The 13,629-nt window shown below is 64.0% G+C and carries 12 protein-coding genes and 1 pseudogene; 12 read left to right on the plus strand and 1 reads right to left on the minus strand.

The genetic code is table 11. The features are described from left to right. From ACNQVK_RS02265 to ACNQVK_RS02290, 6 genes and pseudogenes are all read left to right on the plus strand, one after another. Positions 1 to 503 (plus strand): annotated as a pseudogene (locus ACNQVK_RS02265) (DnaB-like helicase C-terminal domain-containing protein); the annotation flags it as partial. A 1-nt stretch (position 504) separates the two neighbouring features. Beyond that, positions 505 to 669 carry a DnaB-like helicase C-terminal domain-containing protein gene (locus ACNQVK_RS02270; protein WP_418028451.1) on the plus strand — a complete coding sequence of 55 codons (165 nt, stop codon included), beginning with the start codon at positions 505 to 507 and terminating at the stop codon, positions 667 to 669. A gap of 264 nt (positions 670 to 933) precedes the next feature. Further along, positions 934 to 1,578 carry a TnsA-like heteromeric transposase endonuclease subunit gene (locus ACNQVK_RS02275; protein WP_418028071.1) on the plus strand — a complete coding sequence of 215 codons (645 nt, stop codon included), beginning with the start codon at positions 934 to 936 and terminating at the stop codon, positions 1,576 to 1,578. Beyond that, entirely contained in the window at positions 1,575 to 3,725 is a 2,151-nt protein-coding gene (locus tag ACNQVK_RS02280; protein ID WP_418028070.1) for a Mu transposase C-terminal domain-containing protein, read from the plus strand. The genes ACNQVK_RS02275 and ACNQVK_RS02280 overlap by 4 nt, the downstream gene beginning before the upstream one ends. Continuing rightward, the gene (locus ACNQVK_RS02285) at positions 3,725 to 4,849 is read left to right on the plus strand and encodes an ATP-binding protein (protein ID WP_418028069.1); all 1,125 of its coding nucleotides are present in this window, start codon (positions 3,725 to 3,727) and stop codon (positions 4,847 to 4,849) included. Before ACNQVK_RS02280 ends, ACNQVK_RS02285 begins: the two co-directional genes overlap by 1 nt. Next, a complete protein-coding gene (locus ACNQVK_RS02290; RefSeq protein WP_418028068.1) occupies positions 4,846 to 7,473 on the plus strand; it encodes a TniQ family protein in 2,628 nt (875 codons plus the stop codon). Before ACNQVK_RS02285 ends, ACNQVK_RS02290 begins: the two co-directional genes overlap by 4 nt. A 225-nt stretch (positions 7,474 to 7,698) precedes the next feature. Here the strand turns inward: ACNQVK_RS02290 and ACNQVK_RS02295 are convergent, their stop codons facing one another. After that, positions 7,699 to 8,016, minus strand: coding sequence for a helix-turn-helix domain-containing protein (locus tag ACNQVK_RS02295; RefSeq protein ID WP_418028067.1), 318 nt, complete (start codon positions 8,014 to 8,016; stop codon positions 7,699 to 7,701). Positions 8,017 to 8,501: 485 nt separating this feature from the next. Here ACNQVK_RS02295 and ACNQVK_RS02300 point away from each other — a divergent pair, with 485 nt between their 5' ends. The 6 genes from ACNQVK_RS02300 (at position 8,502) to ACNQVK_RS02325 (ending at position 13,625) form a co-directional block, all read left to right on the plus strand. Continuing rightward, positions 8,502 to 9,125: a hypothetical protein gene (locus ACNQVK_RS02300; RefSeq protein ID WP_418028066.1), complete on the plus strand. Its 624-nt coding sequence runs from the start codon at positions 8,502 to 8,504 to the stop codon at positions 9,123 to 9,125. Then, positions 9,122 to 9,397: a hypothetical protein gene (locus ACNQVK_RS02305; protein ID WP_418028065.1), complete on the plus strand. Its 276-nt coding sequence runs from the start codon at positions 9,122 to 9,124 to the stop codon at positions 9,395 to 9,397. The genes ACNQVK_RS02300 and ACNQVK_RS02305 overlap by 4 nt, the downstream gene beginning before the upstream one ends. Positions 9,398 to 9,779: 382 nt before the next feature. After that, positions 9,780 to 10,424, plus strand: coding sequence for a uracil-DNA glycosylase family protein (locus tag ACNQVK_RS02310; RefSeq protein ID WP_418028064.1), 645 nt, complete (start codon positions 9,780 to 9,782; stop codon positions 10,422 to 10,424). Positions 10,425 to 10,503: 79 nt separating this feature from the next. Beyond that, complete coding sequence (locus ACNQVK_RS02315; protein WP_418028063.1) at positions 10,504 to 11,127, plus strand: hypothetical protein; 624 nt, start codon at positions 10,504 to 10,506, stop codon at positions 11,125 to 11,127. A 1,205-nt stretch (positions 11,128 to 12,332) separates the two neighbouring features. Continuing rightward, a complete protein-coding gene (locus tag ACNQVK_RS02320) occupies positions 12,333 to 12,701 on the plus strand; it encodes a hypothetical protein (protein WP_377151813.1) in 369 nt (122 codons plus the stop codon). Positions 12,702 to 12,749: 48 nt separating this feature from the next. Further along, positions 12,750 to 13,625: a hypothetical protein gene (locus ACNQVK_RS02325; RefSeq protein ID WP_418028062.1), complete on the plus strand. Its 876-nt coding sequence runs from the start codon at positions 12,750 to 12,752 to the stop codon at positions 13,623 to 13,625. Positions 13,626 to 13,629 lie beyond the last annotated feature (4 nt).

A 13,629-nucleotide genomic window follows, 5' to 3' on the forward strand; every position in this document is an offset into this window, starting at 1 on the left:
TTCATGCGGTCCTGCTCGATCAAGCACCGGATGGCCAGCGTCATCTTCTCGCTGCAGATGAGCAAGTTCGAGATCGTCATGCGACTGCTCTCGGCGGAGGCCAGGATCAAACTCGCCGATATGCGCTCGGTCGGATGAGCGACGAGGACTGGACCAAGTTGGCCCCCGGATTAGCCAGATCAGCGCGGCGCCGCTGTTCATCGACGATTCGCCGAACCTGACCATGATGGAGATCCGCGCCAAGGCCCGACGGCTGGCCCAGAAGACGGACCTTCGGCTTGTCGTCGTCGACTACTTGCAGTCGATGAGCCTCGGGCAAGAAGTACGAGTCACGTCAGCAGGAAGTGTCGGACTTCTCGCGAAGCCTAAAGCTGATGGCCAAGGAACTCGACGTGCCGGTGATCGCGATCAGCCAGCTGAACCGAGGCCCGAGCAACGCACCGACAAGACGGCCGCAAGTGTCTGACCTTCGCGAATCGGGCACGCTGGAGCAGGATAGTCGACATGGTCCTGCTGCTGCACCGCCCCGACGCGATCGACCGGGAAGATCCGCGTGGTGGTGAAGCAGACATCATCCTGGGCAAGCATCGTAACGGCCCGACGGCGAATATCACTGTGGCGCACCAGCTTCACTTCTCGCGATTCACCAATATGGCGCGTAGGTCGTAGCTGTGTAGGTTCTCACGGAACGTGGCGGAATCTCACGAGTGATGGCGGAGCGATGGCGGATCCGCCAGGTTCGTGAGACACGCGGGTTGGTCAATCCGAGGCCTGCGCCGGCGGCTATGTGATGATCGGGCCGTCAGAGCAGTTAGATCCGATTGCAGGGCAGAGGTGGTTGCGATGGGCCGCAGTGGAGACAAGGTGCCGACTGCCTCTGTCTCATACCGACGTGCTGACGACCTCAGTGAGGTTGCCCGAGAGTGGGCTTCGGTGGGTATCAACGAACTTGCCAACGCGGCTCCGTGGCGGACGTTTCGGTGGCACCGCGGGCAGAAGCACTACTCGGGGACCTACTGGTCGAGCACCGTTGGCCGTCACGTCATCTATGAATCGCGACTTGAATTGTCCCGCTTGCTCTTTGCCGATTTTGATACCAGCGCGCGGCAAATTGTCGCCCAGCCATTCCTGCTCCGAGCTACGGTCGATCGCAAGCCACGAAAGCACATCCCGGACTATCTCTTGATCACCGATGCAGGCCCTGTAGTCGTGGATGTGAAGCCCGCCGGCCGTCTCTCGGATCCCAAGGTCGCTTTCACATTCGAGTGGACCCGCGGACTCGTTGAGGCGCGCGGCTGGCGCTATGAAGTGGCGACCGAACCCAACGCAGTTGAGTTGGAGAATGTCCGTTTCCTTGCGGGATACCGGCGCAGTTGGATGTTCCGCCCAGAGCTGCTGGCACAAGTGCGGGAGAAGAATCTGGTTGGCTTACAACTTGCGGATGCGTTCAGGTGTCTGCCAGGGGAGCCGATCAATCATGTCAAGTCTGCTGTGCTGCACCTTCTCTGGCGTCAAGAACTTCTAATCGATCTGAGCGAGCGACTAAGCGGGCGAACAGAACTGAGGATGTCGATATGACTTCAGCTGGGGTACGAATCGGTGTGGGTACTAGGCTCGTGCACGATGGTGAGTTGGTGGAGATCGTTGAGATCCACACTGGTCAGACAGGCATGGACGTCGTATTGAAAGGGACGTCGAAGAAGGCGGTCATCCGAGCCCGCCTCAATGACCTTCTCCTGTCAGACAGCACACGAGTAGTCCCGGATTCGGAGGGACCGTGCAGCGATGACGACTTCGAGCCTGCCGGGGTTGTTCTCGCACAGCTCAGCGACGTCGAGCGCAACGAGATGATCGAGCGAGCGGCGCACGTCCGCGAAGTGCTCACCGGATTCCGTTCGGGTAGTGCGGAGTTGGCGCTTCCTGGGGAGCCGCGGCCGGAGTACCAAGCCGTTGTGCCACTGTCGAGGCGTTACGCAAGCAAAGGGCGGGAGCTTGGTGCTGGGGTCCGGTCAATCGAACGTTGGGTTCAGCAGTTCCAGAAGTACGGTGAAGCGGGTCTGGCGTCGACGCGGGCGAAAAGGACTGCAGGCCCGGGGGCGAATGTAGACCCGCGGTGGACCGAGACCGCCATTGAAGTGATGGTGGAGCACACAGACCAGTCGCGTCCTTCGCAGACGATGGTAATCAACAGAACCAACGCTAGAGTCGTCGCGCGGTTCGGCGAGGGGGTCGTGGAATTACCGTCCCGCGCAACGGCATTCCGCGTCCTTGCCGAGCTGGAGAGCCGGTACCCGACGTTTCGGTTGAGCACCAAACGGAACCGCGACATTGCTGAACGGCCGGATGGTGTGTATGGAAAGCTGCGCCCGACCCGGCCGGGTGAGTACCTGTTGATGGACACCACGCGGCTGGATGTTTTTGCGATGGATCCGATCACGTTGCGGTGGGTGCAGGCCGAACTGTCGATCGGAATGGACTGGTACACCCGGTGCGTCACAGGAATCAGATTGACGCCGGTGTCCACGAAGTCGGTCGACGCAGCGTCAGTGCTGTATCAGGCTTACCGGCCCCGACCAGCGGGAAAGGATTGGCCAGCGCAAGCGGTATGGCCCGAGCACGGAGTCCCAAGGTCAGTCCTGATCGATGTCGACGCGATCGCTGGGTCCCTGGTCGGCGCGGCCGGGCCAGCGATCGTGCCGGAAACGGTCATTATTGATCACGGCAAGATCTATGTATCCGAGCATTTGACCAGCGTCTGTCAGCGGATGGGGATTTCGATCCAGCCTGCGCGACTGCGGACGGGACGTGACAAGGGCCCCGTGGAGCGATTCTTCCGCACCATCCGCGAGGACTTGTTGCAGGCGCTGCCGGGCTACAAGGGCCCGGATGTGCACTCCCGCGGACTGGATCCGGAATCTGAGGCGTTCTTCTACCTGGACGAGTTGGAGGCGATCATCCGCGAGTGGGTGGCTGTGGTGTATCACCGCCGACCGCATGACAGCTTGATCGATCCGCATGTGCCGGGATTGCGGATGTCGCCGGCGCAGATGTTTGAGCACGGCGTCGCTCGCGCCGGCTACATCGAGGCTCCGCGCGATCCCGATTTGGCCTACGAGTTCCTCAAGACCGAGTTCCGGAAGATCCAGCACTATGGAGTGGACTTCGGTTCCCGCCGCTACAACGGGCCGTCACTGAACCCGTTTCGTAACATGACCAGCCCGTACAAAGGGAAAGCCAAGGGCCGCTGGCCCATTCACTACGATCCTGACGACATCACCCGCGCCTATTTCCGCGATCCCGATACGCGCAAGTGGCACCCACTGGTGTGGGAGCATGCCCCGTCGTTGCAGATGCCGCTCAGTGAGGACGCGCTGCAGTTCGCGCGCAAGCTCGCCGCGTCGAAGTACACCTACCCCGATGACCGGCTCGCGGTGGCGGATCTGTTGGAGCGGTGGAACCTCGGACTAGGCTCTACGCTGGCCGAACGGCGAATGGCTTTGCGGCTCTCCCGCGACGCCACCCTGATCGACGAGACTGAGATACAGGACGAGGTCGCCGCTCTGCCGTCGGTCGCTCGCGTGTTGGCGACAGCAGATCCTGCCGCCGACGAGGACACGGACACGACGATCGAAGAACCCGATCCCGAGACCGGCGATGACGACGCCGAGGACGAACTCGACGACCCCGCCAACGACTTTTACGCCGACGCGCTGGACGACGCGTGATGGCCAAGAAAAATCCGGCCCAACCGGAGACCGAGGCCCGGCTGGACAATCTGACGTTGGCCCGCAAAGAGGGTTGGCAGCGATTTGTGAACACCGCTGCCCGGATTCCACCGGAGCCGTTGACCCGCAAGCAAATTGAGTCGCTCAGCGAAGATGCCCACGACGACTACAATCGGCAGCGCCGTGAGTGGCACGCCAATCTCGGCCCGATCAGAACACCGCAGCTGGCCGCCCTGCATGAAGACTTGTGGGACATCGTCGACAGTAACGTCCAAGACGGCGACAAGGCCAAAGGAGCGGTGGCGATCGATGCCTTTCCCGGACTAGGGAAGACCACATCGGTGCTGGATTTCGCCAGGAAGTTCCACCGTCGCGAGATCAAAGAATTGGGGACTGAAACCACTGAGGGTCACGAGCGGTGGCCGGTATGCCGGGTCGGGTTGACCGGCAACACCGGCATGGTCGAATTCAACCGGGCCATGTTGTCGTTCTTTGCTCATCCGGGGATGTCCCGCGGCAACGCCGCCCACTTCGCTCACCGGGCACTGGACTGCGTACTGGCCTGCGAGACCAAGCTGCTGATCGTTGATGATCTGCATTTTCTGCGATGGCGCAACACCGTCGGCGTGGAGATCAGCAACCACTTCAAATACATCGCCAACGAGTTTCCCGTCACCCTCGTCTTCGTCGGCGTCGGGTTGGCGGCGCGGGGGCTATTCTCCGAAGGGCATTCATACGAAGACGCGGTGATCGCTCAAACCGGCAGACGCACCACCAAGCTCGACATCGGCCCGTTCGTGATCAACACCGATGAGGGCCGCCGCGAATGGCGCCAACTGCTCCTCGCCCTCGAGCAGCGGATCGCGCTGGCTGACAAGCACCCCGGCATGTTGGCCGACGACCTCTCGGAGTATCTGTTCGCCCGCAGCACCGGACACATCGGTTCGCTGATGACTCTGATCAATCGGGGCTGCCAACGAGCCGTGCGCACGGGGGCGGAACTGTTATCCCGTGAGCTGATGGATCTCGTCAAGAACGACGAGGCATCGGAAAAGGCCCGCCGGGAACTCGAAACGGCCTTCGAGGCGCGAAGACTGACGACAAGGATCGGCAAGGCCGGATGAACGCCGTGCGCACACTGCCGATGCGCATTGCCCCGATCGGGGGTGAGGCGATCGACTCGTGGCTGGAAGCGATCGCTCACCGCACCCACACCGCCTTCGGAGACCTCCTGACCGCCGTCGGGCTGAGCCCCCACAACGGGATGGACACCACCGCCTGGATCGTGCGCCTGAATTCTGACGAAGCCGACATGATCAGGACGGCGACCGGAATCGACCGTGATGCGCTGGAAATGATGACGCTGCAGCACTATTCGGATCGGGCGGTGCGCATCAAGCCCGACTCACGGATGCTCAGTCGAGCCTTCCCCTGGGGCCGGGGACGGGGATCGCGGTTCTGCCCAGCATGTTTGGACACGACCGGGGGACGCTGGCAACTGAGATGGCGACTGGGCTGGACGTTCGCCTGCACCACCCATAACTGTCTACTGTCCGATGCCTGTCCACACTGCGACGCGGTCCAACGCCGTCGCACACACATCGGCGACATCATTCCGCAACCCGGACGCTGTTCGCACCCGGCCGCGGACGCAACCGGCCGCACCCCACCGAGGTGCGGCGCCGACCTCACCACCGCGACCGTCGCCTCATTCGATACAGATCACCCAGTGATACACGCACAGCGGGTCGTGAACAGCGTCCTCGACAGCGAGACCCCAACGTTCGGGGTGTACCAGGCATCGCCGCAGCCACGACTCAACGTTCTCTCGGATATCCGGGCCGTCGCCGGCCGCGCGCTGGCCTACGCCACACCCCAAGACCTGGAAGCCGTTATCCCGCAAGACCTCAACCGCATCTACCGGGCCACTGGTGAGCCCTCGGATGTCCGGCGCGGTCCGGCACGAACCGATACGAAGCCTGGGCTGGCGGCACCGGCACGGGCCGTAACTGCCGGCGTCGGCGTGGTAGCTGCCTTGAAAGCCCTTGATCGCCCCGACGTGGCGCACGCCGGGGACTCGCTGCGTTGGTTGGTGACCTCCTCGAGGGAACGCGGATCGGCTGTGAACGCCACGAACATCTCGTGGGGTAAGAACACGTCGCCGGTGCTCACCGGAGTTCAGCTCACCGCCCTGGGGCCACTGCTCAATCCAAGCGATCAATTGCGTTACCGTATCGGCACTCCAGTACCCGCTCAGCCGGCCGCTGGCGCGCAGCGCACCGCGGACATGTCGCGCCGTGTGCCCTCAATGCTGTGGCCGATCTGGTCGCTACCGCTGGCGATTGAGACGTGTCACCAATGGCAACTGCGTCCAGCACTGTCCAGCATCCTTCTGCTGGTCAACAGCAAGCTCAACCTCGACGAAGCCGCTGGCGCGATTGACTATCCCATCACGGGCCACGCCGTATCTCGGGTTCTGCAGCTGCTGCAAAAGCAGGACCAGTGGTCGAGTATTCGCGCTGCTCTCATCCGCATGGCCGACTACCTCGCCGACCATGGCGTTCCGATCAACTACCAGCGCCGCCGCCAGCTCGACTACACGATGCTGCTGCCCGACAAGATATGGACACAGATCTGCCGCGACACCGCCACCCCGGGACCGGGTCCGGCCAGGGCGCGGATCGCCCGCTGCTTTCTGTTCGAGCGCCTTAGCGGGCGTCCCGCCAGCACGTCGCCATGGGCTCGGGACGACAGCGCTTTTCGCACCAAGACCGCCGACTTCCCCGGCCACCTCACACCCGAACTGGCTCAAGCGCTCAAGGAACACGCCCGCGAGTTCTTGGCCGACCAGAACATCGACGACGAACCAGTGACATGGCACCCGCCAAAGGAAGTGCTCGACGGGCTCGATCTACCCGGACCCGACCCCGCCGTGGTCGACATCGCCCGTCTGCACCAAGTCATTGCGGCGGACAGAGTCAAGCTCGGTGCAGCTGCACAGCGGTTGAACACCAGCCTCGACGCAGTGCGCTACCTTCTGGAGACCCACCCCGTGCCCCGACCGGATCCGGATAATGGCGCGACGCTCTCGACCCCTTACAACCGCGCGTATCTGACCGCCAAGCAGACGCTTTCACGGGAGCGTTTGGCCGACCTTTACGAGCATGAACGGATGTCGCTCAAAGATATTGCGGCGTCGGTTGGAGTCAGTCGCCAGATCATCGCCCGACTCGCCCGTGATTACGATCTGGCGCTACGTGAACCTGGTCTGCAAGCCCGCACGACAATCGACCGGGACTGGCTCTACGACCAGTACGTCAACAAACGACGCACGCTACCCGACATTGCCAACGAGGCCGGTATGAGCACAGCCAACATGGCACGCTGGGCCAAAACTCACGCCATCCCGATGCGAGGACGAGGTGGCGGCAGCCACAGTTCCACCCTCGCCGCCGAGCAAGTCGCCGTTGAGGCACCGGATCTCATCCGGCCCGCACTGGCGGGAATCGGTGGACGGGAACGGCTCGAGCGATTCGCTGCGGCAACGCGTTACAGCACGCTCACGGTCGCCGCCGAAGAGCTCGGCGTCGGTCAGGCCGTACTGGTGTCTCAAATCAACCGCATCGAAAGCGAACTCGGCACCAAGCTACTCGTACGCGCTGAGCGCGGACGTCCCATGAGGCTCACCGACGACGGCGCACGGGTCGTTGCCACCGTACGGGCATGCCAACGTCGCGATTGGCAGTAGAGACTGATGCTGAATTGTGGGCGACGGCTCTGTGGTACGCACCACTTGCGCGACCGGCTGGTTACCTCAATACCGGCTCTTCAGTGGGGCCACTCCTGAGGGCCACCCGTCAAAAGTGCTACTAGTAGTGCAAAGCTATCAACGGGCCGGTACTGCGGTCGGCTGCGGCTGGGATGCGAGTAGTTAAGGCCCGGTGCCGGGGCTTGCAACGATCTCTCTACGCATTCATTGAGCGCCGAGCTCGCGGCGGTCCGAGCTCGGGGGTTTCGTGGGCAATTTCGGGCCTGTCTCGTCAACCAGCAGGTCGCCGGCCGGGATCCCGAGCACCTCCGCTAAGTCGTATAGCCGTTCGAAGAGCAGGCCACGCTTTCCATGCTCAACGTGGATCAGCACGTTGCGGGTCACTCCGGACTCCAGGGCAAGGGCCTCCTGCGTGAGCCCGCGTTCGATTCTCAAATTGCGAATGCGTTGACCTACTGCTTGTCGGCGCTGAGCCCAGAGTTCAGCGCGCTCCGGATCTGTTTGGCTGGGTCTGGTTGGCACGCCACAAGTACCCTGTGCGCCAACGAAAATGTCTGCCCTACTAACATTACGCTTATTGAGTACACGGACGAGCGCACCACTGATTGCGCCAGCATCGAGACACTAGGAGACTCCCCGCCCACGTGATGACGAATTCCCAACCGCGCAGCAGTGCGGACACGAAAAGGACCCAACGCAGCGGGTCCGAAACGCGTCAGCGCAATCGCGACTGCAAGGTCCGGCTGCTGGGTCCAGAAGCGGACTTTCTCGAGCAATTGGCGTTCGAAGAGGGAGTGTCTCGTCAGCAGCTGTTCCTACGAGAGTGGTTGTGGCCGAAGATGATCGCCGCTGGTATTGATGTCAGTGACGCTTCGTAGGGGCTCGACCCGGCGCCCTGACTGGTTGGAGAACGCCCGAATTGCGACCACCGTTCCGCTCCGGGTGCACGATCCTGCAGTCACGATCGGCGAGCCGACGATGACGCTGGTACTGACGAGACAGGAGCGATGAAGTACGACGCCGACGCACGCCGCGTCGAACTCACGACCCGAAACCTGCAGGCGCTCACCGACAAGTTGGACGACCCCCACAGCGCTCGCACCCTCGGCTCCCCGTGCGGCATGGTGCGAGTACGTGCGGTCGAAGACACCGACCGGACAGCGGCGCAGTCCCACGCCGGGACTGCGGAAGGTATGGTGCTCGTCACCCGCGGTGAGCTTGCGGCGATGCTTTCCGGGGAAACGGTGATGGTCGGCGGGATCCAAGTCGTTCCGGTGCCCGACGCCGCGCACTACGCCGATCGCCCGGCGGGTGATGTGATCATGCCGAGCACTGGCGAGCTCCGCCGTGGTGTGCTCGCGATGGTGCTCCGACACGTGTGCGAGTGCTGTGGTGTCGAGGAGGTCCTGACGCCGGACGAGGCGTACGAGGCGGGGTGGGACTACCCGCCGCGGCAAGGGCGGTTCGGCGTCATCAGTCCGCGCGTCTGTCCCGGTTGCCCGTCGACTGCCACGGTCTGGTGGGCGCTTATGTGCGATGGCTACACCCAGGAGATGCTGTCGGACCGGCAACGCGACGTGGTGGCGCGCATCCTCGCGGAGCCGGCGTCGATCATGGTGGAGCAGCCGTGAACGATCCGGTCATCCCCAGTGATCGCCCAGGCTGGCAAGCCTGCATTGACCGACTGGTCGTCGATCTCGCCGAGGTGGAACCCGCCGCCGTAGTGCAGATGATCGACGCAGCCACCCCAATTCCGAGGGCGGTCTTCACCGCCAACACCGACGCTGGGCGCGTGCTGGTCTGGGCAACGCTTGCAGAGCTGGCACACACCTGCGGCCGGTGCGGGAGGGTGGCGCCCGAGCGGATCACCTGGTGCGCGAAATGCGGAGAGGACCAGCGATGAGCCGGCTCCGGTGGACCACTGTCGCGGTGAAACCGCCCGGCGACACTGCGGTGCGGCTGACGTTCGCGGGCACTGCAGCAGTGGAATGCGACGGGCTCACCTCTTGCTTGACCGACCCAGCGGGGTCTTCGGCACACTCGCCCCCGAGTGCCCTCCCGGGCCCGCCCCACGGTCACAGTCAGCCGGTCGCGGTGGTGTACATCGCCGACGCTGGCGAGGTTCGGGCCGACATGCAGTTCGCGGATAGGGTCGGACACCTACATGGCGTCAGAGATTCGGGGAGCCCCCTTGAGCGGGCGCGGCAGCTGGCTGGCCACAGCGGGCCGGTGCAGTTACCCGTGATCTAGCCCGTCACAGGTCTCGACGTACCTAGACTCCACCGGTGAGCTCGAACGCGGTAGAACACGACACCGTTGCCTCGCGGCAGCTGCTCAAAGTCGCCCTCGACGATCAGATCAAACGTTGCAGGCGCTGCGACGGGCTGAACATCGACGGCGTTACCGCCTCCGCGCCCGGATACGGCTGCTTGACCTCACCGGTTGCGCTGGTCGGGCAGAGTCTGTGCGAGAAGTGTATGGAGACCCAGATCCCGTTCACCGAAGGCAGCGGTGACCTGATCGATGAGGCCATCGCGCTCGCCGGACGCGGCAAGAAGAATCTCTTCATCAGCAACGCGGTGCACTGCCACCCGCCGAAGAACCGCGCGTCTCATCAGCACGAGATCGTCAATTGCTCCCCGTTTCTGCACCGCGAACTGGAGATTGTCCGGCCGCGGCTGGTGATTACGCTGGGCCGTGACGCCGAACGGGTGATGAGGTTCTTCTTCCCGCGGGCGCGGGTTTCGGTGTCGCCGTTCGAGCCTCCGCGGGGACGGCTTCCGAAGGGCGTGCCGTACATCTTCAACGTGAAGCACCCGTCGTGGATCCAGCGCCAACACGACAGCGAACTGGAGGCCGGATATATGGCGAATCTGGCCGCGGCCATCCGGTGGAGTTTCGATCGCGCACGCGGGGATTCAAGGGGGTAGACGTCACGTGGAGTTTCGCTCCGACGATGAGGTTCTCGCGCACGGCTTCCGGTTTCGGCCTGCGTGGTGGACGCCGCGGGTGCCTGAGAGCTGGGGCAACTTCCTCGAACAGCTGCCCGCAGTGCACCGCGGTTACCGCACGATCACGAGGGCCGACCTGCTCGACACCGCAAACAGACACGGCCTGCCGCAGTCGCTGCTCGCTGGTTACGTCTGGGGTACCGGGAGTTCAGCGTTCCTCGTCGGCCGTCGCGCGCGGGTATTCCGGGATAACGACTCTCGCCGCGTGGACGACGCCCTGCAGTCGGTCGCCGAGACGGTGCAGAGAGGCAACACCGTCGACGCTTACATCGCGATGTTGCGAGGGCAGCCGCATTACCTCAAGTACCTCGGCCCGTCGTTCTTCACCAAGTTCCTCTACGCCGCAGACGCCCGTGACCGTCGAACTGGCCGAGCGCTGATCCTGGACCAGTTCGTGGCCGTGGCGTTGAAAGCGGTTGACGGTTGGGATATCTCGCGAAACGGGCCGTGGGATCCATCTACCCATTCGAGGTGGATTGACCACAATCACGGCATCGCAGCTGTCGAGGGTGTCCGAGCGGACGCGGTGGAGATGGCCTACTTCAACGAGGGCCGGAAGATCGCGGCCGCGCACATCAGGTCAGGTGACCGTCCCAGACGCCCTGCGGGGCCGGCCGAGTGATCGACCCAGCATGGACGCCAACTTGTCAGCACCCGTGAATACCTTCACCCCATGGTCCGAAAGTATTCAGGTTCACCGCGGGGTCGCTATGTGCGCGGTGACGTCTGCCCGCACTGCTCCGCGGACGAACCCCGCTCATCTCGGCTCGAAAGTGACATCTTCAGCGTGTTGCAGCTGGTACTAGGGCCTGGAGAACAGGGCGTGCCGGTTCCTGCCGATCAGCGGATTTGGCTCGACATGCTTTTCCGTGGTGGCAACGGCATCCCGATAGGGATCGAGTACGACGGCGCATACTGGCACGCCGGGCGCGAAGTCGCTGATCTCAGAAAGAGCGATCTGCTGATGTCCACCGGCACCGCAGCCATCGTCGTTCGCATCAGGGAGTCACCGTTGACTCCGTTGACTCCCGAGGACGTTGAAGTTCAAGCCAGGGCGTCCGCGCCGGAGATCGCAATCGCCGTCCTACTACATCTCATCCACCTCAGGGTCATCGACGGTGAAGTCAGGACGCGAGTCGCCGCCTTACTCGCCGCAGCTGCGGTGAAGGTGGGCCGGCAACACATATACTGCCGCCAATGCCAACGAATCTTGCTCAACCTGCTGCACTCTGAGAAGTGGCGCGGCGGTGAAGACAGGTCATGGCACCGGATGAACCAGGTAAGCCTTGGGTCCGAACCCCGCTCAAATCCCGAGCCGCCGAATGCCTCAGACACGCGAGTAGCCCCACCAATTGTGCGAGCGACCTCGGCTGGCGGTCTTCGAAGACCGCGGTAGCCCCATCCCGCAGCGGATCTGCGGGACTCGTTGGGGCGCCACAGTTTCCGAGGATCCGCCGATGTCCCGCACCGATGCCCACGCTCCGTTCGCCGTCCGCGTCGCACGCCGTGAAGTCGGCGTCGTTCCTGTCCACCGCTGCGCAGGCAGCGTGTGCGACCTTCCTGACCCTGATCCCGAATGGACCATCAGCCGTACCGGTCGCTGCTACTGGCAGTGGATCTTCACGGGTGTCGAGGTCTGCTCCTGCTGGATGTGCCACTGGCCAAAGCACCGTCAGCCCCACCGAGCTGGACGGGGTGCGCGCCGCGCCGCTCTTCGGGGAGTCGCCCGCGAGTGGAACGGCGGTGAGGCTGAGGCCGGTTGGGGGGTGTGAACTGAGCCAGCGCGGCATCCGGGGGCTGTCGGCACCCGCTTGTAGGCTGCCGCTCATGCCAGGTGGGGACGCTGAGTTCGGCGATGTCTATTGGGTACACAAGGATTCGACCGAGCACCCCGCGCGCGTCGGCAAGCCGGTGCGGCCGATGGCGTGCATGGATGACCGCCGCGACGACACGACGTGGGCCGGTCTCCCGCGAGTTACCAGCGATCCTAAACCCGGCGACAAGCCGAGCCGCGCGATGCCCGAGATCCACGCGACACGCCTCGGTTCCGCAGGATGGTGGACCTCCCGCTACATCCACCCGGTTCACAAGGCCGTCACGGGGCATGCTGGCAAGTGCGAGCACCTGGGAAAGCTGCCCGAGGATGAGGTGGAGGTGGCCCGAGAGGTCTACCGGAATCGGCTGTTCGACTCATGACCTGTACTCTGGCGATTCTTTTTCAGCGACGACCGTGGGAGGTGAGGAGTGAGCGGTGATCGACCGATAGGCGTACCGGCATCTGCGCACGAGCTCTGGGACCGCGGCGTGCAGGGCGATCAGGTCCGCGCCGGCGACCTGTGGATCCTGTCCTGGGAGGGCGAGGTGGCGGGGCTCGCGGTGATCGCCGCCGCGAAGCACGGGTTCGTCTTGGCCTGGCCCGTGACGCTTCCCGGTGAGGTGTCGTTCTCACCAGGCTTGGTGGTGGAGGACTCGCCGCTCGGTGTCTCCGTCACCCTGTGGCCCACCCGGGAGACTGGGATCGGCAACCATCTCCTGGACCGCAGCCTCGGCCGGCTGCTCCCGCCCGACCGGATCCCGCCGATCTCCTTCGCGCTGGACGACGGAGACGACCCCGGACTGGCCTTCGCGCCGGGCTCGGCCCGCGACGCGGAGAACACCGACGCCGACCGGCTGATGGTCGAACACTGGACCGAGCTGTGCTTCAACACCGGCGGCGCCGAGGAAGGGGCATTCCTCGACTCGGAGAAGGTCCGGCAAGCCGGGGGCACCTCGCGGATCGTCGCTGCGGTGCTGGGACTAGCGCTGCCCGAACTGCGAGCGCTGATGGACGGCGTCGTGCCAGTCACCGACGAGCAGCTCACCGCCGTCGCCGAGCGGCTCGGTGTCGACGGCGACTCCCTCGTCGGAGCCGACCCGCTCGCGGACGTCGTCATCGACATCGCCTGGCCGAGCTACAAGCATCTGGTCGTGGCACGGACCGAGGAGACCGGCATCGGGGAAGCCGACATCCGCCGCCTCGCCCGTCGTGAGTTCGCGCTGGCGGCGCGCAACGACAGCGACGCCCTCCGGGAGACCAAGCTGCGCGACGCCATCGGCCGAGCCGGCCGGGACGCCGGGTAGTCCC

Origin of the sequence: Mycobacterium sp. 134, from assembly GCF_048282715.1 — a bacterium.
Taxonomy (GTDB): Bacteria; Actinomycetota; Actinomycetes; order Mycobacteriales; family Mycobacteriaceae; genus Mycobacterium; species Mycobacterium septicum.

What these genes read in the sequence shown, in the direction of transcription:
- ACNQVK_RS02285 (WP_418028069.1), top strand. Translation starts at nt 3,725, where the DNA reads ATGGCCAAGAAAAATCCGGCCCAACCGGAGACCGAGGCCCGGCTGGAC.
- ACNQVK_RS02320 (WP_377151813.1), top strand. Translation starts at nt 12,333, where the DNA reads ATGCCAGGTGGGGACGCTGAGTTCGGCGATGTCTATTGGGTACACAAG.
- ACNQVK_RS02300 (WP_418028066.1), top strand. Translation starts at nt 8,502, where the DNA reads ATGAAGTACGACGCCGACGCACGCCGCGTCGAACTCACGACCCGAAAC.
- ACNQVK_RS02280 (WP_418028070.1), top strand. Translation starts at nt 1,575, where the DNA reads ATGACTTCAGCTGGGGTACGAATCGGTGTGGGTACTAGGCTCGTGCAC.
- ACNQVK_RS02270 (WP_418028451.1), top strand. Translation starts at nt 505, where the DNA reads ATGGTCCTGCTGCTGCACCGCCCCGACGCGATCGACCGGGAAGATCCG.
- ACNQVK_RS02290 (WP_418028068.1), top strand. Translation starts at nt 4,846, where the DNA reads ATGAACGCCGTGCGCACACTGCCGATGCGCATTGCCCCGATCGGGGGT.